At 70.5% G+C, this 23,029-nt stretch carries 25 protein-coding genes and 2 pseudogenes; 13 read left to right on the top strand and 14 right to left on the bottom strand.

Annotation, left to right across the window (positions count from 1 at the left end; genetic code table 11):
* Positions 1-2 precede the first annotated feature (2 nt).
* Entirely contained in the window at positions 3-260 is a 258-nt protein-coding gene (locus ABZ444_RS18540) for a hypothetical protein (protein ID WP_357997898.1), read from the bottom strand.
* A 196-nt stretch (positions 261-456) separates the two neighbouring features.
* On the opposite strand from ABZ444_RS18540, the gene ABZ444_RS18535 reads away from it, so the two are divergent.
* The 3 genes from ABZ444_RS18535 (at position 457) to ABZ444_RS18525 (ending at position 1,982) form a co-directional block, all read left to right on the top strand.
* On the top strand, positions 457-666 hold the full coding sequence (locus ABZ444_RS18535) for a hypothetical protein (protein WP_357997895.1): 210 nt from the start codon (positions 457-459) through the stop codon (positions 664-666).
* 120 nt (positions 667-786) lie between these two features.
* Positions 787-1,629 carry a universal stress protein gene (locus ABZ444_RS18530; RefSeq protein ID WP_357997892.1) on the top strand — a complete coding sequence of 281 codons (843 nt, stop codon included), beginning with the start codon at positions 787-789 and terminating at the stop codon, positions 1,627-1,629.
* Positions 1,630-1,712: 83 nt separating this feature from the next.
* On the top strand, positions 1,713-1,982 hold the full coding sequence (locus ABZ444_RS18525) for a hypothetical protein (RefSeq protein ID WP_357997889.1): 270 nt from the start codon (positions 1,713-1,715) through the stop codon (positions 1,980-1,982).
* 214 nt (positions 1,983-2,196) lie between these two features.
* Here the strand turns inward: ABZ444_RS18525 and ABZ444_RS18520 are convergent, their stop codons facing one another.
* The 6 genes from ABZ444_RS18520 to ABZ444_RS18495 form a co-directional block, all read right to left on the bottom strand.
* Complete coding sequence (locus tag ABZ444_RS18520) at positions 2,197-2,601, bottom strand: hypothetical protein (RefSeq protein ID WP_357997886.1); 405 nt, start codon at positions 2,599-2,601, stop codon at positions 2,197-2,199.
* A 153-nt stretch (positions 2,602-2,754) separates the two neighbouring features.
* Entirely contained in the window at positions 2,755-3,726 is a 972-nt protein-coding gene (locus ABZ444_RS18515; protein ID WP_357997883.1) for a helix-turn-helix domain-containing protein, read from the bottom strand.
* A 116-nt stretch (positions 3,727-3,842) separates the two neighbouring features.
* Entirely contained in the window at positions 3,843-4,001 is a 159-nt protein-coding gene (locus ABZ444_RS18510) for a hypothetical protein (RefSeq protein WP_357997880.1), read from the bottom strand.
* 66 nt (positions 4,002-4,067) lie between these two features.
* Complete coding sequence (locus ABZ444_RS18505; protein WP_357997878.1) at positions 4,068-7,094, bottom strand: WD40 repeat domain-containing protein; 3,027 nt, start codon at positions 7,092-7,094, stop codon at positions 4,068-4,070.
* Positions 7,091-8,317, bottom strand: a complete 1,227-nt coding sequence (locus tag ABZ444_RS18500) for a hypothetical protein (protein WP_357997875.1) — start codon at positions 8,315-8,317, stop codon at positions 7,091-7,093. Before ABZ444_RS18500 ends, ABZ444_RS18505 begins: the two co-directional genes overlap by 4 nt.
* Positions 8,307-9,356: a hypothetical protein gene (locus ABZ444_RS18495; protein WP_357997872.1), complete on the bottom strand. Its 1,050-nt coding sequence runs from the start codon at positions 9,354-9,356 to the stop codon at positions 8,307-8,309. The genes ABZ444_RS18500 and ABZ444_RS18495 overlap by 11 nt, the downstream gene beginning before the upstream one ends.
* Positions 9,357-9,518: 162 nt before the next feature.
* Here ABZ444_RS18495 and ABZ444_RS18490 point away from each other — a divergent pair, with 162 nt between their 5' ends.
* Positions 9,519-10,403, top strand: coding sequence for a hypothetical protein (locus tag ABZ444_RS18490; protein WP_357997869.1), 885 nt, complete (start codon positions 9,519-9,521; stop codon positions 10,401-10,403).
* Between the two features lie 181 nt (positions 10,404-10,584).
* Entirely contained in the window at positions 10,585-11,082 is a 498-nt protein-coding gene (locus ABZ444_RS18485) for a hypothetical protein (protein WP_357997866.1), read from the top strand.
* Here the strand turns inward: ABZ444_RS18485 and ABZ444_RS18480 are convergent.
* Complete coding sequence (locus ABZ444_RS18480; RefSeq protein WP_357997863.1) at positions 11,079-11,615, bottom strand: helix-turn-helix domain-containing protein; 537 nt, start codon at positions 11,613-11,615, stop codon at positions 11,079-11,081. The genes ABZ444_RS18485 and ABZ444_RS18480 overlap by 4 nt on opposite strands.
* Positions 11,616-11,698: 83 nt before the next feature.
* Entirely contained in the window at positions 11,699-12,310 is a 612-nt protein-coding gene (locus ABZ444_RS18475; protein ID WP_357997860.1) for a TetR/AcrR family transcriptional regulator, read from the bottom strand.
* 123 nt (positions 12,311-12,433) lie between these two features.
* On the opposite strand from ABZ444_RS18475, the gene ABZ444_RS18470 reads away from it, so the two are divergent.
* Complete coding sequence (locus ABZ444_RS18470) at positions 12,434-13,636, top strand: MFS transporter (protein ID WP_357997857.1); 1,203 nt, start codon at positions 12,434-12,436, stop codon at positions 13,634-13,636.
* Positions 13,637-13,754: 118 nt separating this feature from the next.
* Here the strand turns inward: ABZ444_RS18470 and ABZ444_RS18465 are convergent, their stop codons facing one another.
* Complete coding sequence (locus ABZ444_RS18465; protein ID WP_357997854.1) at positions 13,755-14,345, bottom strand: XRE family transcriptional regulator; 591 nt, start codon at positions 14,343-14,345, stop codon at positions 13,755-13,757.
* A 73-nt stretch (positions 14,346-14,418) separates the two neighbouring features.
* Between ABZ444_RS18465 and ABZ444_RS18460 the strand changes: the two genes are divergently transcribed.
* On the top strand, positions 14,419-15,582 hold the full coding sequence (locus ABZ444_RS18460) for an MFS transporter (RefSeq protein ID WP_357997851.1): 1,164 nt from the start codon (positions 14,419-14,421) through the stop codon (positions 15,580-15,582).
* A 45-nt stretch (positions 15,583-15,627) separates the two neighbouring features.
* On the opposite strand, the gene ABZ444_RS18455 is transcribed toward ABZ444_RS18460, so the two are convergent.
* Positions 15,628-15,813, bottom strand: a complete 186-nt coding sequence (locus tag ABZ444_RS18455; protein ID WP_357997849.1) for a hypothetical protein — start codon at positions 15,811-15,813, stop codon at positions 15,628-15,630.
* Between the two features lie 22 nt (positions 15,814-15,835).
* On the opposite strand from ABZ444_RS18455, the pseudogene ABZ444_RS18450 reads away from it, so the two are divergent.
* Both ABZ444_RS18450 and ABZ444_RS18445 read left to right on the top strand, forming a co-directional pair.
* Positions 15,836-16,081: pseudogene (locus tag ABZ444_RS18450) on the top strand (helix-turn-helix domain-containing protein); the annotation flags it as partial.
* A 157-nt stretch (positions 16,082-16,238) separates the two neighbouring features.
* Positions 16,239-16,472 carry a hypothetical protein gene (locus tag ABZ444_RS18445; RefSeq protein WP_357998127.1) on the top strand — a complete coding sequence of 78 codons (234 nt, stop codon included), beginning with the start codon at positions 16,239-16,241 and terminating at the stop codon, positions 16,470-16,472.
* A 38-nt stretch (positions 16,473-16,510) separates the two neighbouring features.
* On the opposite strand, the gene ABZ444_RS18440 is transcribed toward ABZ444_RS18445, so the two are convergent.
* Positions 16,511-17,095 carry a TetR/AcrR family transcriptional regulator C-terminal domain-containing protein gene (locus ABZ444_RS18440; protein ID WP_357997846.1) on the bottom strand — a complete coding sequence of 195 codons (585 nt, stop codon included), beginning with the start codon at positions 17,093-17,095 and terminating at the stop codon, positions 16,511-16,513.
* Positions 17,096-17,166: 71 nt separating this feature from the next.
* On the opposite strand from ABZ444_RS18440, the gene ABZ444_RS18435 reads away from it, so the two are divergent.
* The 4 genes and pseudogenes from ABZ444_RS18435 (at position 17,167) to ABZ444_RS18420 (ending at position 20,488) form a co-directional block, all read left to right on the top strand.
* Positions 17,167-18,444 (top strand): FAD-dependent monooxygenase, encoded by a 1,278-nt coding sequence (locus ABZ444_RS18435; RefSeq protein ID WP_357997843.1) that lies wholly within the window; start codon positions 17,167-17,169, stop codon positions 18,442-18,444.
* 73 nt (positions 18,445-18,517) lie between these two features.
* A pseudogene (locus tag ABZ444_RS18430) lies at positions 18,518-18,826 on the top strand (sigma factor); the annotation flags it as partial.
* Between the two features lie 128 nt (positions 18,827-18,954).
* Positions 18,955-19,467 carry a hypothetical protein gene (locus tag ABZ444_RS18425; RefSeq protein WP_357998124.1) on the top strand — a complete coding sequence of 171 codons (513 nt, stop codon included), beginning with the start codon at positions 18,955-18,957 and terminating at the stop codon, positions 19,465-19,467.
* A 115-nt stretch (positions 19,468-19,582) separates the two neighbouring features.
* Positions 19,583-20,488 carry a S41 family peptidase gene (locus tag ABZ444_RS18420; protein WP_357997840.1) on the top strand — a complete coding sequence of 302 codons (906 nt, stop codon included), beginning with the start codon at positions 19,583-19,585 and terminating at the stop codon, positions 20,486-20,488.
* A 77-nt stretch (positions 20,489-20,565) separates the two neighbouring features.
* Here the strand turns inward: ABZ444_RS18420 and ABZ444_RS18415 are convergent, their stop codons facing one another.
* Positions 20,566-22,617, bottom strand: coding sequence for a serine/threonine-protein kinase (locus ABZ444_RS18415; RefSeq protein WP_357997837.1), 2,052 nt, complete (start codon positions 22,615-22,617; stop codon positions 20,566-20,568).
* Positions 22,614-22,757: a hypothetical protein gene (locus ABZ444_RS18410; protein WP_357997835.1), complete on the bottom strand. Its 144-nt coding sequence runs from the start codon at positions 22,755-22,757 to the stop codon at positions 22,614-22,616. The genes ABZ444_RS18415 and ABZ444_RS18410 overlap by 4 nt, the downstream gene beginning before the upstream one ends.
* Positions 22,758-23,029 lie beyond the last annotated feature (272 nt).

The raw sequence follows: 23,029 nt of genomic DNA, 5'->3' as shown, positions 1-23,029 counted from the left end.
CGCTACAGATCGCCCGACGCCGACAGAACCCGCCCGATCCAGACGAACAACCGAAGGATCTGACGGAAGGGCCAGACCGCCACCCAGAAGACCGGTTCAAGCCAGCGGAACGGGCCGAGGAGGAGGGCCAGGACCATCATGACCGCGTCCGGATCCAGTGACCGCAGAACCCAGCACCACCCCCGATGCCCCCACCTCCGGTGCAGCACCAAGGACACCAGTGCGGGCGGCAACGTCAGAGCCGTCGCGAGCGCGAGCACGGACGGTCCCGGCAGCCAGATCCCGGCCGCGGCCCACACAGCAGCCCGTACATCCCCCACGAGACAGCCAGGCCGCCCAGCAGCCGGTCCGACGCCTTCCGCGCCCTGGCCGACCGTGCATCCGGGCTGATACTGCTCACGGGACGGCGGCTTCGGACGGTGACGCGGTCGCCCGCGTCATGCCGCCGGAGTTGTCATGCGCCCAGCGCTGCCCCTCCGGCTCAGCGACGACGTGCACCCCGGCCAGGTCTTCTGCGCCTTCCACTTCCCCGTCAGCGGGGTCAACGCGAGGCGACACCGCGACGTCATGCCCGAGTACAAGCTGACCGCGGTGCGACCGGAACACGCCTCCGTCGGCGGAGAAGCCACGGCACGCGAAACAGACCAGGGGTTCCCGGACCTGTGAGGCTCGGCCCACGAGCGGTCGCGGGGACCTCCGCCGCGGCAGCGCCCCCACGGCCGCCGGGCGGATGGCGGTGGGCGGCTTCGGGGTAGGGAGAGGGCAGGGGCTCGGGGGAGGCGGCAGATGACTGGACGGATCGTGGCGGGCGTGGACGGCTCTCCGCCCTCGATGGCGGCCGTCGAGTGGGCCGCGGCGGACGCCCGCAGGCGCTCGCTGGAACTGCGGCTGGTGCACGTGTGCGAGCCGTGGACAGGCGACGCGGGGACGGCCGAATACTGCGCCGGGATGCTGGAATCGACGGCGGACCGGGCGCGCGGCCTGGCCCCCGGCGTGGAGATCGGCACGGAGATCCTGTCCGGGCCGGTGGTGGACGACCTGGTGCGGGAGTCGGCGGAGGCCGACAGCCTGGTGCTGGGCAGCAGAGGGCGGGGCGGTTTCGCCGGGATGGTGCTCGGCTCCACGAGCCTGGCGCTGGCCGGGCACGCCGCGAGCCCGGTCGTGGTCGTCCGTGAGGCCGCCACGATACGCCACGGCAGGATCGTGGTCGGATACGACGGATGGCAGTCCCCGGCCGCCATGGAGTACGCCCTGAGGCAGGCACGCGCCCAGGAAGCGGAGCTCCTGGTGCTCTACGCCTGGCGGCCGCCGATCCTGTCCTCGTACGCCTCCGCCTACAGGATGCTCGGCGAGAGCTTCGAGGACAACGCCCGCGACGCCGCCCAGCAGGTGACCCCGTGGCGGGACGGGAACCCTGACGTGCGGATCGTCGACGAGCAGGTGTGCGATCATCCCGTCGCCGCCCTCAGGAACGCCTCGTCCACGGCCGACCTCGTCGTGGTGAGCTCGCGCGGGCTGGGCGAGTTCGCCTCCACGATGCTGGGGTCGGTGAGCCACGGCGTGCTCCACCACGCGGCGTGCCCGGTGGCCGTGGTGCCTCCCGGTGGGGCCTCCCACGCGTCCCGTTGACGGGTCGGGCGTAGACGGTCCAAGGGGGATCGTCCTGCCTGATACCAGGCGGGGCAGGCGGCCCGCCATGTAGGCAGCGCGCGATGAGAAGGCTGCCATTGGCGATCTGGGCGATGGTCGTCGGAGCGTTCGCGATGACCTTCGCCGTCGGGAGCAGGCCGGCGACGGTCGTGATGATGCCGGTCTTCGGGACCGCGGCCTTCGCCGTGGTCGCCCCTGTGCAGCTGCGGGTCATGACGGCCGCGGGTCAGGCGCCGGACGTGGCGTCCGCCGCCAACATCTCCGCCTTCACGCTGGGCAGCGCCGTCGGAATCCACCTGGGCGGGCGGCCATCGACGGCGGCCTCGGCATGAGCTCGGTCAACTGGGTCGGCGGCCTCCTCACCACGGCCGGACCGCTGACCGCCCTGGCCACCTGGAGACCGGCGGACCAGCGGCCGCCCGTACGAGCGGGCCACCATCACCACGCGCCGCCCGCCACCACTGCCCCGAAGACCTCCCCGCGCACGACGGACGCGGGAGGCGGCCACCGGAGCAGCCGCCTCCCGCGCGGTGGTTCAGCCCGGCGTCACATCGTGTCGCAGGGAAGGCCCCAGCTCGAATAGCCGCCGCCGGGCTCGTGGTGCCAGAGTTCGGCGCAGATGTTGGTGCCCGCAGGCACCGGCCAAGGGTTGTTGAACGTCAGGGCGACGCCGCTGTAGGTGTAGGTGCCGCTGTTGGTGCTGCGACCAGGGCTCCAGACGCGGATGTGGTAGGAGCCGTTGGGGCCGCAACGGCTCTGGTGCTGGAGCTTGATCCTGCCGTCCTGGGCCCAGAGCCCGAGGCACCTGCTGATCCCGGCCACCTTCCGGGCATCCGCGACTTCGGCCGAAGCAGGTGGGTTCGCGACCGTCGTGGTGACCGCGAGAGCGGTCGCCATCGTCAGGAAGGCACCCAGAAGGCGGCCCTTCCTGAACGTTCCCGCTGTCTTCATAGGGGTTTCTCCTTTGCTCATGGGGTTCCCGTGACGCCCCCGTGTGACGCGATCGGAGGTCTCGGCGTTCTTGACCCCGTCCAGGCAAAAGAATGCCCGCCGCGGCCGGAGCGGGCCTTACGGCTGCGGGCACGGATGTTCAGCCTGCGGGCACTACCTCGTGCACTGCCGGCGGAACTCGCTCGGCGACAACCCGTAGGCGCCGCGGAACGCCTGGCTGAAATGCGCGGGGCTGGTGAACCCCCACCGGGCGGCGATCGCGTTGATCGGGTAGCCGGCCAGATGCGGCTCGGCGAGATCGCGGCGGCACTGCTTCAGGCGGCGCTCGCGGATCCAGCCGGCCACGGTGTGTCCTTCGGCGTGGAACAGCTTGTTCAGATACCGCAGGGAGATGTGGTGTGCCGCGGCGATCGCGGACGGGGTCAGGTCCGTGTCGCCCAGGTTCGCCTGGACGAAGGCGTGGATCCGGGCGAGCAACGCGCGTCGCCGGCTGCCCGGCGGTACCGCGCTGTGGGCGTCCAGAGCACCGGCCAGCGCGGCGGTCAGGACGTCGAGGGTCAGGGTGGAGACCCGGGTCGCCTCGGCCGGGCTGAACTCCTCCAGGTGCCGGGCCAGCTGGAGGAGGAACTGCGAGGCCAGCGCGCCCATCCCCCGGTCACCCCGGATCGGCACCGCGTTGAGCTCGCGCAGGCCCCGCTCGGGCAGCGGCAGCAAGGAGCGCGGGAACTGCAGCGACAGCAGCTGGCCGTCGGCGGGGCCGCTCGACTCGAACGTGGTCAGATAGGGCTGCGAACTGTCCCGGAGCATCAGATCACCGACCTGCAGCTCCCCCCGCCGGCCGGCTTGCTCTCCGCCGGCGTGACCCCGGACGGTGCAGGTCACGAAGAAGGTTTCGGGGTCGCAGCGGCGGATCAGCCGGGGCGTACGCCGGATCGTCAGCGACGGCGCGGTCAGCAAGGTCGCCTGCACCAGGCCGAGCCCGCCGAGCGCGACGTGAGCCTGAAACGCGCTTTCCAGGCGTGGTTCGCAGGACGCGTCCAGCGGCATCCACATCTTCGAGCTCATCTCGCGCCAGAAGGCGAACCGCTCCTGCGGCGGGACGTCGGCGAAGCTGACCACGTCCATGGGCCTCCACATCGAAGTGTCGCTTCCGGGGCCGCCCCAGCATCACCCGCTCAAGGTCCCGCGCACAACCCGCACGGCTGTTCCCAGCGCCGCCCGGGGCTCGGCGGTTCGGCGGCTCATCGCCTGGTTCCTGATGGCACGCCGCTTTCGCCGGGGTCGGGCAGGGCCAGGCACAGGGCGTCCGGCGCGGCGGTGAACGCGTGCTCGGCCGGTGTGCCGTACCCGATGACCCCGGCCAGGTCACCGTGGCCGGGCAGTCCGCCACTCGTGGACATCTCGGAACATCTCACCTGTCGAGCGTGCGGAGATCGACGTGCAGATGAAGCTGCGATACCTCCTGCTCAGGCTGGGCAGTACTCCGTGTCGGGTTCCTGGGTCATCGAGCAGATGACGCGAAGGGGGTCGGTGGGAACGTCCAGGCGCCAGATCTGCACACCGGACACAGTCGCGATCGCCAACCGCTCGCCGTTCAGGCTGAAGGCCAGGCTGGTGACGCCACCTGGTACGCGGAGCCGAGGAGCCAGCAATCCGCCGTCATCGACGTCCCAGACATGAACCTCGCCGTTGCTGGTGCCGGCAGCCAGCATCCTTCCGCCGGGGCTGAAGGCAATGTGGTAGATCGCGGACGTCTTGACGACGAAGTTCCGGAGAGGCCGGCGGGTGTCGGCGTCCCAGATGCCCACCTGCCCGGTCTGGCCCTCGGCTGCGGCCACCAGCTTGCCGTCGGCGCTCACGTCGACCTCGGCAGTGTGCGACCAACCGGTCTTCAGCACCTTTCCGGGCTTGTCCGGTTCCCGCATGGTCCTGAGTTCGACGTTGCCGCGGGAATCCCCGGTGGCCAAGAGCTCGCCGCCCACCGCCAGGCCAAGGATGCCCATGCCGAACGGCTTGGTCATGGGCTCGGCGCCGGCCGCGTCCCACACTTGCGCCTGCCCACCGCCGCCGGTTGCGATGACACTGCCGTCCCGGCTGTAGGCGAGGTCGCTGTAGACCCCGGAGGTCGAGGGCGATATGGCTCTCACGCCGCCGTTCGACCACAACCGCACGGCATCCTTTCGGCCTGTGGTGGCCAGGGTTCGTCCGTCGGGGCTGAAGGCCACGGCCCTGACCTCCTGCGGGTGAGCGTACGACGTGTAGGTGCCGGCCGCCGGGGTCCATACCTTGACGTCACTGTCGTCCGCGACGGCCAGTCGCCCGTCCGGGTGGTAGGCCACGGTCACCCGCTCGTGGCGGGTGGGGAGCAGCTTGCCCTCCGGCTGCCAGGAGGTCGCGTCCCACAGCCATACGGTGCCGCCCTGGACAGCCGTGGCCAGTGTGCGGCCGTCCGGGGCGAGCGCTACCGCCGTGAGGTATCGTCCTTGGCCGTTGAAGGGCGCGCCGCGCTGCCGCAGGGTCTCCATATCCCATAGCCGGGCCGTCATGTCCGTGCTGGACGAGGCCAGGGTCCTGCCGTCGGCGCTGAAGGACAGGCCCGTGACGCTCTGGTCGTGGCGGAACGCGGCGACGGCTGTCCGGGTGCCGACGTCCCACAGCGTGACCACGCCGTCCGTGCCGCCCGCCGCCAGCCTGGCGCCGTCGGGGGTGAAGGCCACCGCATTGACGGACGAGTTGCCGCCGGTCAGCGTCTTGATCAGCCTGCGCGTACCGAGATCCCAGAGCTGGACCTCGCCGTCGATGCCACCGGTGGCGAAGACGTCGCCGCGGGGGCTCAACGCGACGATGGTGATCTGCCCGGTCGGCTCCGTCCTCAACGGCGGCGCGGAAGGACGTCGCCGCTCAACGTCCCACAAGCGAATCGTCCCCTCCTCGGTCACGGTGGCGAGGGTTCGGCCGTCATGGCTGAACGACACCGACAGGACGGGGCTGTCGTGCCGCAGCGGCTCGGACAGGGGACGCAGGGTGGCAGGGTCAAGAAGCAGTACCGTCCTGTCGGAGAGGGCGACCGCCAGCCTGGAGCCGTCCGCGCTGAACGTCAGCCCCGAGATCTCGGCGCCGATGAGGCTCGTGGTGATCGCATCGTCCCCGCTCTGCGGATTCCACAGCTTGAGCACGCCGTTCCTGCCTGCGGTGGCGAGTCGGTCGTTGGCCGGGCTGAACGCCATGACGATCTCCGAGTCCTCGACCGGCAGGATCGCCCGCACCCGAGTGGTGACCGTCCTGAGCATGCGGTAACGGGCCGCGGGCGTTTGGCGCAGTGACCAGGACTTCGCAGCCAGTTGCCCAGCGAGCACGAGATCTTGCGGCCATGCGTCGTCGCTCTGGCGCAGTAGCGTGGCAGCCTGGGCGGCGACATAGTTCGTGTGACCGAAGCCGGCGATGATGGCGAATGGCAGCACTGCGAGCGCCGCGCTGAGGGCCTTCCATCCGTGGGGTCGACGGGCCTGCCGGGCCGCGTGCTGCCAGGTTCTCGCCCCTCGCACCACGAGTCCTGGCGGTGCCAGGGTCTTCACCTTCGCGACGTCTTGGGCAGGGACGATGAGCCGCTTGATGCCCGCCGCCGCCGCCACCTTCTCTCCGTATCCCTCGACTGGAGCGACGGAGCCGTCGTCCTTGAGGTCTCCGACGATCGCCAGGTGGGAACGCGGCTTGGACCACGTCAACACGTGCAGCCGGCCGCTCCTTCGTTGCAGCTCGTTCAATATGAAGGCGAACGCTGTGCTCAGGGAGCCGCCCACGATTCGGGCCGCGGGTCCGGCCTGCAACTCGCCGGTCTGCGACTCGATCGTCCACAACACCTGCCCGGGCAGCTGTCCACCCGCGTGCCGCCATGCCGTGTCCAGCCCACGCTGGAAGTCCGCGTCGGCGGTGAAGAACGTCATCTGGGACGGATCGGGTGCCAGGCCGGGTGGGCGGCCGGGAATCAGGCGTGCCGTGAGCCGGCCCTGCAGCCCAGCGTCGTTCGTCGCGAACAGCACGCCCGTCGCGGCCTCCGGGGCGATGCCAGGATCTTTGCCGGCGAGCCAGAGCAGCGCTGCGTCGGTGGCATCGCCGGTGGCTGTCGGCCGCGGTATCGGGGAGGCGAACGCGCGCCGCTGCCAGTCCAGCCATGCCGCTACACGCTGCTCCCTCGCCTCCGCCTCGAACAAGGTCAAGGCCAAGCCGGCGAACCGGCGGGCCACGATGATCGCGGACGGCACAGACGTGTTGCCGTCCAGGAAATCCGGATAGAAGACCGTCGGCAGCTGTCCGAGCAGGTCTTCCAGGGCGGTGCCGCCCTTCTCGATCCGGGCGAGGGACTCCATGTCCCCGTCGGCGACGCAGGCCCGGACGAACCTCGTGAAGGGCATCCCAGGCCCCACGAGGTCGACGGCCTTGCACTCGGCGGCGGCTGAGTCGCAGAGAAGTCTCCTGACGTCCTCGTCCTTCACAGAACATCCCCCGAAAGGCGGGCCAGCAGGGAGTGCAGGACGTGATCGTCACGCAGTGCGGCGGCAAGCTCGCGCCACAACCGCAGGGCGGGCCGGGGCAGGCTCGCAGGGAGCGAGGGCGACAGGTCCTCCTCGCTCAGCCCGGCCACCTCGAAGCCACCGATGGCGGGCAGGGTCACGTCCACGTCGAACTCGCGAGGTGGAAGCCGCACAGGCAGCGTGCCCGACAAGCCGTCGGCGTGCCGGTCCAGCGGGATGAGAAAGGTGCGCGGGCCCACGTCCACGCGTGAGACCACGACACCATACGTCTCGGCGACGTAGCCGGCACGGCCGGGATCGAGCCGTGCGGTGACACTGAGCTCCAGCACTCCACTGCTGGTGACCACCGCCTCGACCGCGAAGGGGTCCCTGCGCAGCCGATAGCGCATCCGGCGCACGCCGAAAGTGTCGGCCGCGGGAGGAAGGGCGATCGGCACGCGCACGGGCCCCTCGCCGACATCGGCCGCCTCCAGCAGTCTCTCCGCGCTCCGCGAGGCGAAGTGTGACAGCAACGGATCGCGGCCGGGGAGGTCCAGAAGCAGGAGAGACAACGCCTCACGCGTCACGGCGGGCACCCGCGCCGCCTGCAGCTCGGATATCCGGCTGCACAGTGCGGTGGCGCCGGCCCGAGCGGCGGTGGCGTCACCGGAACGCAGGCCGGCCGCGAGCTGATCCAGCGCCGCGGTGAAGCGGGATCCGGCGGGGGCGAACCAGTGCCGTAACAGGATTCCGGGAACAGCCGCAGGCCCGCTCAGCGTCGCCCGTACCTGCTCCGCCAGCCGGGTCACCAGCTCCCACGGAAGCACGTGGAAGAGTTGCGGCAGCGGCTCGCCCTCCGTCACGAGCCGCGCCAGCAGCAGGTATCGCAGCGGCCGATCCTCCTGTGCCAGCACGGCGATCGACTCCGCGTCCCAGGGCGCGTGCGGCCACGCGTCCTCGATGCGTCGCAGTACGCGCAGCCCTTCCCGCGTGACCCGGATCGGCGTGCACGTCTCGTCCACCTCGACGAGCCTCTCGCCGGTCCGCTCATGCACGAGAACGAGAGCCCCGTCCGCGCGGTCGTGCCGCCACCCGTGCGCGAAATGCGGCAGCTGTCGCGCATCGGCCCTCTCGTCTCCGTCGTTGACGTCGCCGTAGGGGTCCGCGGCCGGGCGCACCCAGTTGCTGAGCGGCTTAGCCGGCATGACGGCCCCCCTCCCGCACGGCCTGGATCAGCGAGCCCGCCACGACACCCAGCCGTTCCACCGCCCGCAGCGCTTCTGACGTCTGCTCCTTGGGAATGCACCGTCCCCAGAAGCCGAGCAGGCTGCGTCGCATGTCTGCGGGCAGTTCACGAGCCAGATCGGCAAGATGGCGATCTATCCACGCGGCCGCCTCCGACAGGTCCGCGTCCGGTGATCGGACGGCGAACTTCACTGTTCGGATGACGACCTTCGCGCGCTCGACGGGGTCATCACCGGCGTGGACAGGCGCGAGCGTCCTGGGCATGGCGCGAAGATGTCGCACTCCTCGCCCCGACGGATCGATCAGGACGTGCCGCCGCAGGTCATAGTAGAGTCCGTTGATCGTCAGATCACGCGTGCCGACGTCGTCGAGCAGGTCGCCGCCTGAGGCGGGGAAGCGGAACCCGTGCTGCGACAGCGCCTTGTACTCGATGATCCGCTCGGAGCCCGGCATGCCGTCCTGGACCGAAAGGACCCGGCCGGGCGAGATGTGGGGGCGGTGGTCTCCCAGGCCGCTGAGAGCCAGCATCTCGGGGGCCAGGGCGTGGAGTTCGCCGGTCAGCATCGTGCCGGCGAAGTCGAGGTCGTTGACGGCCGGGGCCGGGTCGGTCACGAGATCCCGAACAGCACCGCCGATGAGCCACAGAGCGCAGTCCCGCCGCGCGAACTCCGCGACCAGCGATCGCACGAAACGGCCCGGCTCAGGGCGCTGGTCGACGACTCTGCTCACCGCCGCGCGAAGCCCCGGCCTGACGTCGTCCGCGTCCGTCACGTCCGCTTCCGCGATCCGGTGAGCGATCTGGGGGCCGCACCGCTTGATGCCCGGATCCTCGCGCGGCGGGATCGGCCGTGTCGGGATGCGCGAGCAGGCCTCGTCCCCGGCCAGGAGGAGCCGGTCGTCGGGACCGGATTCGAGAGCCGTGGCGAACCCCGTCACCGGCATCCCGTCCACCTGGTCGCCCTTGACCAGCGGACCGTCGGCCTGCCGCTCGTAGAGCATGCGTAAATCGGCCATGCGCTGAGCCCACCCCACCCATGTTGCGTGATTTGCCTGAATGGCACGGCTGATCGGCGAGCAGCGCGGCTATGCTGCCGTCACGGCCGTGAGACGGCCAATAAAGCAGATGTCTGTCGCTGATAGATCGCAACCAGGGGTGCCACCGTGGCCAATGAGCCAGTCCCCACCCGGGCCGAGCTCGCCGGTCGGCTGCTGCGAACACTGCTCGACCGGCCGGAATACCGTCGGCGCTGGCAGCGCCATCAGCAGCGGTGTTCCCCATCCGGCGGGCCCAGCCGGCGCGCGGTGGCCAAGGTCGTGGCTGCTCACCTGGTAGAGCAGGGCCTGTTACCGGACACGGTCAAGGACCCTGGCCGAATACTGAAGGACCGGATCGGCCGCGCCCTGGCAGGCACGGTCTTCAGTCCCGACACCCTCAGCCTGTTCGTGGACGCCTTCGAGTTGAGCGACGAGGACGAGCGGGCTCTGCGGGAAGCCCTGACGGGCCCGCCGGCGGGGATCAAGGCCCCGCAGCCGCTCCCCCTGCGCCAGCGCCACCGCACGCTGATGCTCCTCGAACACCGCACGATCGACGCCGACGGCCGGGCGGCCGCCCAGCGCTCCACGAAGATAATCCGTGCCTGCGAGGACAACATCGACTGCTATCCGTGCTTCCTGTCGCCGAGAACCGCCGGTGTCGAGACCGTCCACGAGGTCCGCCTGGAGCCGCCCTTGATGAAGATCCTGCTTCCGCGGCCGTTGCTGGCAGGCGAGGACACCCGCCTGGAGTACCGCCGCACCTTCCTTCCTTCCTCCGAGCCGGACACCGAATACCGAAGGATCTTCCACGCCCGCACCGAGAGCATCAGCATCGTCGTCCAGTTCCACGTCGAACGGCTGCCGCGCCACACGTGGTGGTCGACCTGGGACCATCACCGTGCCGGTGCCGTGCTCGCCGAGGAACCTGTGAAGCTCGACAACCTTCATCGCGCTCACCGCTACATCCCCGCCCTGGAAAACGCGGCGGCGGGCTTCCGATGGGCGTGGTAGCCCAATGGAGCGGCGGGTCACGATCGTCGGCCCAGGACCTGGGCAGACGCGGATGTCGGCGACGGCGACCGGATGACCGCATCCAGGGCCGGCGCGGAGGCTCCCTCTGAGAGCAGTCCCACCTCCCTGAGCCCCTCCTCGTATCCGCCCTCCGTACAGGTCCAGAATCGCTCGGCCCCTGTTGTCCCAGCTGGAGGTGACCGGCCGGAGCGGCCTGCTGATCGCCGGGATCATGCTGATGGCCGGTGGCGTCACCCTCGTCCTGACGGTCTCCGCCGACCTGATCATCGCCACCGCGCCGCCGGAGCGCGCGGGGTCGGTCGCCGGGTTGTCGCAGGTGGCCACCGAGTTCGGCGGCGCCCTCGGCATCTCCCTGCTGGGCAGCATCGGCACCGCCGTCTACCGGGGACATCTCAGCGACGCCGGCGCCCCCGCCGCGGCCCGTGACACCCTCGGCGGCGCCCTGGAGACGGCGCGGCAGCTGGCGGAACCGGACGCGACCGCCCTCGCCGCCACCGCCCGCGAAGCCTTCACGCAAGGCCAGCACCACGCCATGATCGCCGCGGCTGCCGGCCTGTGCCTGATGGCGCTGCTCGCGCCCGTCCTGCTGCGTTCCGTACGGCGAGCGAGCCGGCCGCAGCCCGAGCCGGACCACTCCGGACGGCACGCGATGCGCTAGCCGGCGGCCGCCGCGCCCAGCGACCGGATGCCCGCGGCCAGCTCGTGAGCCGTCGGGGCGTGGTCCGGGTCGATCTGCCACCGCACCAGCAGGCCGATGAACAGCGTCAACAGCACCTGCGCGGCCGCCTCGTCCTGACGTGGCAGGCGCTGGGCCAGCTCACGCCGGGCCAGCGCCTGCCCTTCGGCCAGGCTGGTTCGTACGTCGGGAAGATGCGGCGCCTGCGCCAGCGTCTCGACGTTGGCGCGCCACACCATCGGATTGGCATGGAAGGACGCAATCAGTTCCGCCCAGAACGACTCGAACCACTCCTTGGAGTCGTCGGGGAACGCCTTGAGGACCTCCGCGACGGCTTCACCGGTCACTTCGATCATCGCCTGGGTGAGCAGGGCGTCTTTGGAACGGAAGTGATAGTTGATCGCGGCGAGGTTGCTGCCGGAGACGGCCACGATGTCCCGGACGGTCGTGCGTGCGTACCCGCGCTCGGACAGGCACTGCTTGGCCGCGGCCAGCAGATCCTCAGGAACTCCCACGCGGGCGATCCTACCAAGGTCACCAACAAGCGTTTCAAACAACCGTTCCGACCGGGGCGTATCCGTCCAGGTTCTCCGAGGGGTCACTCGCGGTTCGTCGTGGTGAAGACGCGGGCAAGCTGGTGGTCGATCATGGCTACGGCGTCCGCGGCGGATCGTTGCCCCAGCAGGACGCTCGACTGAATCCCCTCGGCGCCCGCCAGCAGGAACGCGGCCTCGGCCGCGGCGTCGACGTCCCGGGACGCCTGGCCGAGCTCCTGCCCCTGCGCGATCAGGCCGGCGACGAGGTTCTCCAGCGCGAGCGGCGCGTCGCGGGCGACCTCGGCCAGGGCGGGGTCGGCGAGGAAACGCACGAAGTAGGCGGCGTACACCAGATGCCGGTTACGCCGCTCCTCGTCCAGCGGTAGCAGCTCAAGCAGCACTCCCCGGACGATCGCCCGCATGCCGGGCGCGTCGCCGAGCAGCGCGAGGCGTTCGCGGGCCCGTTGCTCGGCGTCGTCGTTGAGGATCTTCAGCGCTCCGAGCAGCAACTGGTCGCGGGTGCCGAAGTAGTACTGCAGCAGCCGGGCGGAGACCCCGGCCTCGGTGGCGACCTGTCTCAAGGTGACGTCCTCCAGACCGCCACGGGTGGCCAGGCGCCATACGGCTTCGGCGATCTGGCGGCGGCGCTGATCGTGGTCCACCTGTCTCGGCATGCCATCCGTCCCTTGCGACTTGTTGTGGTGCGATCGTACCAAGACGGATGTTATGGTTCGATCGCACCATAAAGTTCACGCCTGCCGTCACGGTCCTTCGGGGCGATAGGAGACGAACCCCTCATGAAGGACGTCATCGTGCTGATCATCGGCATGCTGTTGCTGGTCCTGGGAGCACGGGGCGCCATCCGGCTGCTGGCCGACCACGACAACGCCGGGCTGCTCGGCTGGTTGCCCGGCGGGTTCGCGGCGTGGGTCGCGGGCCATGCGCTGGCCGCCGTCGTCGGCGCACTTCTGGCCGGCTGGGCCGGCAAGAAGGTGATCGCCGACCGCTGGGACCGCAGGCGCACCCTGCTGATCTGCCAGACCGGGCGGGCGCTGGCCATGGCCTCCGTCGCCGCCGCCGTGTGGCTGGACGCCTACTCCTTCCCGCACATCCTGCTGGTGGCACTGCTCGACGGCCTGCTCGGGGCCGCGTTCGAGCCCGCCGAGCAGGCCGCGCTGCCGCAGGTGGTGCCCGCCTCGCAGCTCTCGCGGGCGGTGGCGGCCAACACCGCGCGGCCGTTCATCGCGACCCTGGTGGGACCGGCGCCGGCCGGTTTCCTGTTCGCCCTGCAGCGGGCGATCCCGTTCGTGGTGGACGCCGTCATGCTGGCGTTCTCCTCCGTCGCGCTGATCTTCCTGCGGCTGCCGGCGCGTCCGGATCCGGCCGGGGAGCAGCGGGGGCCGGGCGGTGACCTCGTGGCCGGGTTGCGGTGGGTGCTGGGCCGGCGGGTCATCAGGACGACGTTGCTGTGGATGCTGCTGTCCAACCTGGTCTTCACCGCCCTGATCATCATCGTGCTGGCGACGTCCCACGAGGACCAGGTGGGCGCCGGGGTGATCGGACTGAGCATGGCCTGCATGGGGGCGGGCGGGCTGCTCGGCGCCGCGCTGGCCGACCGGCTGCACGCCGCGCTGCCCGCGCCGGTCGTGATCGTGGGCTTCTCCTGGGTCACCGCCGCGCTGACGGCGCTGATGGCGGTCGTGCCGAGCGGCCTGCCACTCGGGCTGCTGCTCGGCTGCGCCGCCTTCTTCGTCCCCCTGGCCAACACCACGATCCTGACCTACCAGATCACCGTGACCCCGGACGCGCTGCGCGGCCGGCTGACGGGCGTCACGGGGCTGTGCGGCGGCGGCGCGGCGGCGCTCGGGCCGCTGCTCGGCGGAGCGCTGGTCACGGCGGGGACCGGCGGCATCCTGGCCTGCGCCGCCGCGCTCGCCCTCGTGGCGGCCGCGACCACGCTCAGCCCGACCCTCCGCCGCTTCCCCACCGCCCGCCACTGACCCGCCCTCGCGGGGTTCTCACTCTGTCCGCGCGAGGCGGGTCCGGCAGGGGCCGCAGCGCGGGTCGTCGGGACGGATCGGAGCATCGCAGGGTGGAGCCTCACGACGGACCGTTGGATCAGCCGGGGACAAGGCTCGCGTAGCGAGGGTCTCGGGCGCCGGCATAGACGACGACCATCGTGAAGTGGGCCGGCTCCGGGCCCTGGCTGCCGTAGGCGTGCGGGCGGTCGCCTCGCATACGGAGCGCGTCTCCCGCGGCGAGTTGGAAGAGTGCCCCGCCGACGGTGACCGCGACGCTGCCCGAGTGGAGCTGCAACAGTTCCCGGGTGCCGGCCGGATGCGCGGGCGTGGAGATCTTGTCGCCGGCAGGCAGCCGGAACTCCCAAAGCTCGGTGAAAGGCGGCTGGCTGTCGTTGATCAGGAGCCTGGTGCGGCCTTCAGAGCGAACCACGGCGTCGGCGGCACGGGAGACGCGGCCAAGCTCCTCCGGGGGCTCCACCAGCTCGCCGATCGAGACACCGAGCGTGGCGCTGATCCGAGCGAGCGTCGCGATGCTGGGGTTGGTGCGCATGGTCTCGATCTGCTGGAGCATGCCGCGGCTGACGCCGGACCGGGTGGCCAGCTCCTCCAGCCGCCAGCCTCGGTCTTGACGTGCAGCACGCAGGTTCGCGGCAAGGGTGTGGCTTACGGCCTCGGCGGGATCGGTCATGGCGCAATGCTGCCCTAGGGTGCAAAATAGTGCGACTATGACACAAGATACTGTTCGCACCGAGCGTCGGGCGGTGCGGCGGCTGCTCGGCGCCAGCTTCGTGGACTTCCTTGGCTCGGGGCTCTTCCTGGCCTTCTCGGCCGTCTACTTCACCGGCGTCGTCGGGCTCGCCGCAGGCCAGGTCGGGCTGGGCCTGGGCATCGCGGGTACCGCGGCCATGGCCGCCGCGATACCGCTGGGCCGGGCGGCCGACCGCTACGGTGTCCGGCGGGCACTGGTGCTGGTGCATGCCCTACGCGCCGCCGGAACCGCCGCTTACGCCCTCGTCGGAGATTGGTGGGGGTACCTCGTAGTCGTCACGATCATCACGGTCGCCGACCAGATCGCGACTGCACTGACCCAGGCGTACGTAGCAGAGATCGCCGAAGGAGACAGCCGGGTAAGGGTGCTGGCCTCGTATCGGACTGTGATCAATCTGGCGATCAGCATCGGCGGTCCACTCGGCGGACTACTGGCCGGCACCGGTCTCTTCCGGACCATCATCCTGGCCAACGCGGCAGCCTATCTCTTGGTCACCGCGGCCTTCGCCACCCTGCCCCAACCGGTTCGAACCGAACAGCCCGCCCAGGTCCGGCGAGGCATGGGCGTCTTACGTGATCTGCGGCTACTCGCGCTGGCCTGTGTGGATGGCGTACTGCAGCTTTGGCAACCGATCCTCAACCTCGCCTTCCCGCTGTGGCTCGCCCAGGCGACCACATTGCCGGACGGCTCACTCGGGGCGCTGTACGCCATCAACACAGTCCTCGCGCTGGTCTTTCAAGCTCTCATGGCACGCCACGTCACCAGCCTCAGAGCTGCCCGGCGATGTCAGCCCGTCGCTGCGGCATTCGCTGCTGCCGCCTGCCTGTTGTTCTGGTACGCGGCCCAGTCGGCACCCCTCGCACTGTTCTGTGCCGCGCTGGTGATGCTCACCGCGGCGGAATTGATCGCTGTCCCCGCGGCCTGGACGTTGTCGTACGCCTTCGCTCCGGATGACCGAAGAGGTGAGTACCTGGCGGCGTTCGGCATGGGTCGCTCGGTCAGCCGCTACGTTCTCGGCCCCATCCTGATCACCGGCATGCTCCAACTGACGGGTGGTTGGACCTGGGGCGTCCTGGCGCTGCTCTTCGTCGCCGCAGGCATCGTCGCACCCCTGACCATCAGGAACGCCGATGCGATGCGGTCGGCCGCAAGCTGACCGATACCGGCCCGCTGCCTGACGCTCAACCCCTGCCCGTCCTTGTCATCTCGCACCCAGTCGCCGGAGCCCGGCGAACTCAAGCCCGGCATGGACGGCGACCACCAGCGCGCCGACCAGCACGAAGGCGACCCCCCAGCCGGTCAGCGGTATCACGTCCGCGAACACCAGGGCCAGCAGCGCCACACAGGACAGCGCGTTGCCCGCCACGACGAACGCCACATGTCGCACGGGGATCCGCGGATGACCGGCGATGAGGCCGAGCGCCGCGGCCTCGCCCGGCGGTTACGTGCTCAATAACCTCAGAGGTCATGACGTCGCCCACCTGGTGGTGGCCTATCCCCCTCGGCATGGACGTGGAACAGCCGTCCCGGGTAGGGCCCTGCTACGGGAGTGGCGCCGGCGCCGCAGGCTCAGCCAGCTCGATCTCGCCAACCTGGCCGACACCTCGGCACGGCACCTGTCGTACATGGAGAACGGCCGCGCCCGCCCCAGCCGCACGATGCTGCTGCGCCTGTCAGCAGCACTCGACGTACCCCTGCGCGAGCGCAACACGCTGCTGCTGGCCGCCGACTACGCCCCGGCCTACCGGGAAAGCAGCCTTGACGACTACATGGCCTCGATCCGATCTGCGCTGGAGACCATGCTGGCGGCGCATGAGCCGTACCCGGCCGAGCCCGAGCCCGATCCAGGTGCCTCTGAGAATCCGCACCCCGTTCGGCGAACTGGCGATGTTCAGCACCATGGCCACCTTCGGCGCTCCGGCCGACGTGACGCCGGCCGAGCTGGCGATCGAGCTCTTCTATCCCCTCGACGACTTCACCGCCGACGTTCTCCGCGCCCACTCCGCGGCGGGGCTCGAACCGGTCGAGGGGCTCTCTGAGCGCTGACGGCCCGCGGTGGAGGACGCCGAGCTCGTCGACCTCCGTCAGCGATCACCATCGGATCTGGTGGCCCGCATCGCGGTGCGGTGCACCAGGCCGTCCAGGATGAGGGTCAGGCCGGCCTCGAACGCCGACTCGTGGTCGATCACAGGCAGGTCCGCCGGTGGAGCCGAGCCGGCGTCCGCCTGTTCCTCCAGGACGCTGCCGACCGTGAACCGGCCGGCGGCCAGCATCGCCATCTGGGCGTCCCGCTCAGGCACTCCGGAGGCGATCAGGAAGTCCATCTTGCGGCGGATCCGGTCGAGGTCGCCGGCAGGGGTGCTGCCCGCGTGGAGGCGGGCGCCGTCGCGGCGCATCAGCAGGGTACGCCGGAAGCTTCGCGTGTTGTCCAGGAACCAGCCACGCCAGTCGTCGCCGGGCGTCGGCAGCGGGACGGCCGCATGCGGCGCCATCGCCGCCTCCGCCATGGCGGCGAGGAGGTCCTTCTTGGTGCGGAAGTACCAGTAGAGGGAGGGCTGTTCGACGCCCAGCCGCTTCGCCAGCCGCCGCGTACTGACCGTGTCCAGCCCGACCTCGTCGAGCAGGTCGAGCGCTGCGGAGACGACGATCTCACGGTTGACCTTGGTCACGTTGACAAATCTATCACTGATAGATGACTCTGGAGAGGAATCATTCACTGATAGATTTTTGGAGTGATGGCATGGCCGACAGATCGGGAGCCCATCCCCTGCGGGTGCTCGTCACCGGCGGCGGGATAGCGGGGCAGGCGCTGGCTTTCTGGCTCACACGAGGCGGCCACCAGGTAACCGTCGTCGAACGCTTCCCGGCGCTGCGGGCCACCGGGGCGCAGGTCGACCTCCGGGGACAGGGCATCGAGGCCGTCGAACGGATGGGGCTTCTCGACGCCGTCCGCGGCAAGCTGGTGGACGAGGCCGGTGTGGCCTTCGTCGACGCGCGCGGCAGGACCAAGGCGACGATCATGGCCAACACCTCCGGCCGGGGCCGGCAGACCCTCACCTCCGAGTACGAGATCATGCGCGGCGACCTGGTACGCATCCTGCACGACGCGTCGAAGGACGACACCGAGCACGTCTTCGGCATGAGCGTCGACGGCTTCGAGCAGGACGAGCAGAAGGTCGTCGCGCACTTCTCCGACGGCTCCTCCGGCGAGTTCGACCTCCTGGTCGGCGCGGACGGCCAGGGATCGCGCATCCGACGGGCGATACTCCCCGCGGGCCACGACCCGTACCGGCGGCTCGGCATCCACATGGCCTACTGGTTCGTCCCGCGCATCGTGTCCGACGGCAACATCCGGGACACCTACATGGTCCCGGGCGGCCGTCAGATCATGCGCCGCAGCCACAACCCGACCGAGACGCAGGTGTACTTCGTGCTGCGGGAGGAGTCCGCGGAGGCCTCGGCGATCCACCGCGAACCCGTCGAGCGCCAGCAGGAGTTCTGGGCGAGCAGGTTCCGCGACGCGGGCTGGCAGACCGAGCGCTTCGTCGACGGCATGCGGACGAGCCCCTTCTTCTACTCCCAGGAGATCGTCCAGGTCCGAACCGGCACCTGGTCCAAGGGCCGCGTGGTCCTGGTCGGCGACGCCGCCCACTGCGCCTCCCCGTACAGCGGCATGGGCGTCTCCGGCGGTCTGGTGGGCGCCTACGTGCTGGCCGGCGAGATCAACCGGCACCCGGGCGATCTGCCGACCGCACTGGCGAACTACGACAACGTGCTGCGGCCCTTCGTCGACGAGATCCAGGGCGAGGTGAATCCGCGTCTCCTGCGCCTGGGCATGCCGATGACCCAGCGTGCGATCGACGCCTTCCAGGCCGCCACCGCACTGGCCTGCTTCCTGCACGTCCCCGATCTCGTCGCGCGCTTCTCGAAGGAGGACCGCGGCGGCAACTGGCAGCTCCCCGAGAGCGACCAGCAGCTCACGGTGCGGTCATGGCTGCCGAAGAGCCAGTGGTCATAGATGGTCTCGAAGTCGCTCCGGGCGTTCCCTCCACGACGAGCCCGCGCATGAACTCCGCCGACGCGGCCAGGACATGGCACGATCCGTCGTGACGCTGGACCGGGACGACGTACGTGGATCATGCCCAGGCGTGTCGCAGCACCAGGCTCCCGGCGTGGCCTCGCATCTGCGGGCAGCACCACATCAAGACCAGTTCACCGCCGAGACCGAGCGGTTCCGCCGGGAACTGCCGGCGCACTGCTACCGCATGGTCGGCTCGGCGCACGACGCCGAGGACCTGGTGCAGCAGACGTACCTGCGGGCGTGGCGGTCCTACTCGGGGTTCGAGGGCCGGGCGTCGATCCGGTCCTGGCTCTACACGATCGCCACCAACGTCTGCCTGACGGCGTTGAAGCCGCGCCCGATCCGGATGCTGCCGTCGGGTCTGACAGGTCCGTACGACGGACTCGATCGCCCGCCGAGTCCCGTCGGGCCGGGCGAGGTCTCCTGGCTGGAACCGCTGCCGGACGCATGGATCGCCCCGCCCTGGCCGAGACGGCGGAGATCCTCGGCACCACCACCGCGGCGGTCAAGAGCGGTCTGCAGCGCGCCCGCGCCCGGCTCGACGAACTGGAGCCCGAGCCCGCGGAGCTGCTCGAACCGACCGACCGACGGGCACGCGCGCTGCTCGACGGCTACATCGCGGCCTTCGAGCGCTCCGACGTCCGCCTGCTGGAACAGGTGCTGCGCATGGACGCCACGCTGGAGGCGACGCCGTTCCGCGACTGGCGGTCGGGCCGGGCGAAGTGCGTCCACATGCTCGGCGCATACGTGCTGGCCACGCCGGGCGACTGGCGGATGACCGCGACCACCGCCAACGGCCACCCCTCCGCCGTCGTGTATCACCGGGACGCGGCCGGCACGCTCCGGGCCGACGGCCTCGTGGTGCTGGTCCCCACCGCCACCGGCATCGCCCGCGTGATCAAGTTCCACGATCCCGCGCTGGTCACGACGTTCGGCTTCCCGGACGCGCTGGCACGCTGACCCGCCGACGGGTGCAGGTCGGCGGAGCGACGGAAGCGGCCGGCGGGAAGACTGATCACGCCTACCGAAGGCGTTCTTTTGACGGCTTCGGAAGGCCGGTGCTCTACTTCCTGCCATGACCCCCCTGACGAACCTTCAGCCTGCCCCTGTCATCGACGAGACAGCCCGACTGCTGACCGAGCACTACGTCTTCCCCGAGATCGCCGAACAGCTCGCCGACCTGCTACGACGACGCCTCGCCGAGGGCGCCTACGACGTCGACGATGCCGAGGAACTCGCCCGTCTGGTCACCGCGGACCTGCAGTCCGTCAACGGCGACAAACACCTGAGGCTGAAGCACCACGCTGACCCGGTGTCCCCCGGGCAGGGCGCGGCAACCCTGGAATCCATCCGCCGGGACTACGACACCTCGCTGGGCGGCGCGCCCCGGGTGGAGCTGCTCGACGGAGGAGTCGCCGTGGTGGAGCTGGCGCCGATGCTGTTCCCGCTGGAGTGGGCCGCCGAACCGCTGAGCGCCGCGCTCACCCTGGCCTCCCGCGCCCAGGCGCTGATCGTGGACCTTCGCAACAACCGGGGCGGCGACCCGGACACCGTCGCCTTCGTCTGCAGCTACCTCCTGGACGAGCGCACCCACCTCAACACCATGTACTGGCGCGGCGGCGAGCGCAGAGAGCAGTCCTGGAGCCTGCCGCACGTTCCCGGCGCGCGTTTCGGCGGCAGCAAACCGTTGTACGTGTTGTCCAGTGACAGCACCTTCTCCGCGGCCGAGGAGCTGGCCTACGACCTGCAGCAACTCGGCCGCGCCGTTGTCGTCGGCGAGCCCACCCGCGGCGGCGCGCACCCGTGCAAGGGCTGGACCGTGCACCCCCATCTGGAAGCCACCGTCCCCACCGGCCGCGCCGTCAACCCCGTCTCCGGCGCGAACTGGGAGGGCACCGGCGTGCAGCCGGACGTCCCTTGCGCCGCCGCGGGATCCCTCGACCGGGCACACGCACTGGCGCTCGCCCGCCTGGCAGGCTGACGCGGTCGAGCCCATCGTCAGTGAGGCACCCGACGCCGTTCGTGATCAGGACGACCGAAGCTCCGCCCTCGGCCTGGTCACGGGTCTTCGACCGGCCACAGCCAGCAGCCTCCGGCATCCACGAACCAACCTCCTGAGACCAGGAAGGTTCCATCGGGATGGAACGCCAGTGCGGCGGCCCTGCGGTCGGTCACGGTCGCCTTCGCCCGACCGGTCGCCGCGTCCCATAACCGGATGCCGTCCTCGTCGGCCACTGCCAGGGTGGCACCGTCCGGGCTGAAGGCGACGGCGTCGACGTCCGCGGTGCTGATGGGGCGCAGCCCGGTTCCCTGACCGGATGTCAGGGAGCAGCCGTGGGCGCCGCCCAGCGCGTACTGCTTCCCGTTCGGGCTCACGGCGACCGCCGAGCCGTACCCGTCGGGGCCGATCGCCTCCAGGTCGCCGCTGTCGAGGTTCCAGCGCCAGAATCCGTCCGTCCCGTCGGCTGCGGTGAGGTCCTCACCTGCCAGCAGGATCGAGTGGCCGTCGTCGATGAACGCCGCCGAGTTCACCGCGGAACTGGCCTTCGTCGCGAACGGCAGCTTGCGCTTCGGCTCCTTGGCTGCGACATCCCACACGACACAGATCTCAGCGGCTTCCGGGTTGCCGACCGGGATGTTTCCCGCGACGACCAGTTGGGCGCCGTCCGCGCTGAACGCCATCGTGTGGGCGCCCCCGACCGGCGAGAAGAGCGAGTGTGTCACCTTCCCGGTGGAGGGGCCGCGGAAGCTCAACGGCACCTTCATCCCGGCTGTCACCAGTGCGGAGCCATCCGGGGTGAAGGCCATGGCGCCGTTGCCGGAGTTCTCGGCGGAGAAGTCGGCGATCACCTCGTGCGAGTCGGCGGCCCACAGCCAGCCGTCGCCGTGGATGTTGCCTCCCGCGACGGTGCGCCCGTCGGGGCTGAACGCCACCGTGTACAGATCCCTGTCGGTCAGCCGGTTGCGGTGGGACCAGAAGTTCCAGCCGATCGGGACGGCCGCGGCACCCAGCGCAGCCACACCGCCGAGCAGGAACAGGCGCCGGGGCAGGCGGCGCCTGTCGGTGGGCAGGTCGGAGCCGCTGGGTGCCCGGTGACCCAGCTCATGCGGATACCGCTCCGTGCCGCCGGGAGTGCCCAGGGCTCGGCCGTGGTTGGCATCGTCCCGGGTCCTGCCCATGTGGGGGCCGGGATCGGAAGAGGGGAAAGGCGCCAGGGCCGGCGGGGTCCGCAGTTGGCGTTCGTCGACCATCGTCGCGAACGGTGGCGGAAGCCATTGGGTGGTCGTCCGGGCGGGGTCGGTCAGTTCCCTGAGGATGTCGGCCACGCCGGGGCGGTCGCCCGGGTCCTTGGCCAGGCAGCGCTTCACCAGCTCCGTCAGGTGGGCGGGCAGGCCGGTCAGGTCGGGTTCGTCGTGGGCTACGCGGTAGACGATCGCCTCGGCCCGTCCCGTGCCGAACGGGCTGTGACCGGTGGCGGCGAACGCCAGGACGAGTCCGAGGGAGAACACATCGCTGGGAGGACCGATCTCGCGGCCTCGTGCCTGTTCCGGGGACATGAACGACGGGGTGCCGACCACCGCGCGGGAGAGGGTGTGGGAGGTGGCGTCCAGTGCACGGGTGATGCCGAAGTCGATGACGCGGGGGCCGTCGGCGGCAAGGATCACGTTGGACGGCTTGAGGTCGCGGTGCACCAGGTCGCAGGCGTGGATCGCGCCGAGCCCCTCGGCCAGTCCCGCTCCCAACACAGTGATCGCCTCCGTGGGCATCGGTCCGTGCGCTTCGACGGCCTGGTGCAGGGACGGGCCGGGAATGTAGGCGGTGACCAGCCACGGCGGGTCAGCATCGGGGTCGGCGTCGACGAGCTGGGCGGTGTAGAACCCGCCGACCCGGCGGGCGGCCTCGGCCTCCAGGGCGAACCGGCGCCGGAACCCGGGATCGTCGGCCAGGTCGGGCCGCACCAGCTTGACCGCGACCGGTCGGCCGCCGGGAGAGCGCCCCAGGAACACCTGCCCCATCCCGCCACCCCCCAGCCGCCCCTCCAGCCGATAGGCCCCCGCCCGGCGCGGATCACCCGGCCGCAAGGGCTCCGGCCAGAGCGGGAAGCTCATCGCACCTCCGTGTGTACGTCCAGGAAGCGTTCCAGCACGCGGTACGCCGTCGCCCGGCGGACGGAGCAGCGTTCGGCGAGGTGCTCCTTGACGAGGTGGCCCTGCTCTCGACTCGTCAGCTTCGGCTGCTTGCGATCCACCGGCGCCCGCCCCCATTCAGAAGAACACACGTGTCTGTCCACCGGAGATCTTTTCAGGAAACAGCCGCGTGCATCTCCAGCGAGCCAAGCCGGGAGTTCAACGACGGGCCGGCCTTGCAAGAGAGCGAGGATGCCCGGCAGACAGTCGAGAAAGGCGCTGCAAGCAGAGGCGCTCGGCACGGTTCCGGGCGGGCGCAGCCCAACCGAGGACGGCACCCGGATCGGTGTGTCCTCATACCCGCACCTCTTCGGGGTCGTACGTGGCAATGACC

It is taken from the genome of Nonomuraea sp. NPDC005730, assembly GCF_040630865.1.
GTDB lineage: Bacteria > Actinomycetota > Actinomycetes > Streptosporangiales > Streptosporangiaceae > Nonomuraea.
This window is presented reverse-complemented; position numbering and strand designations above follow the sequence as displayed.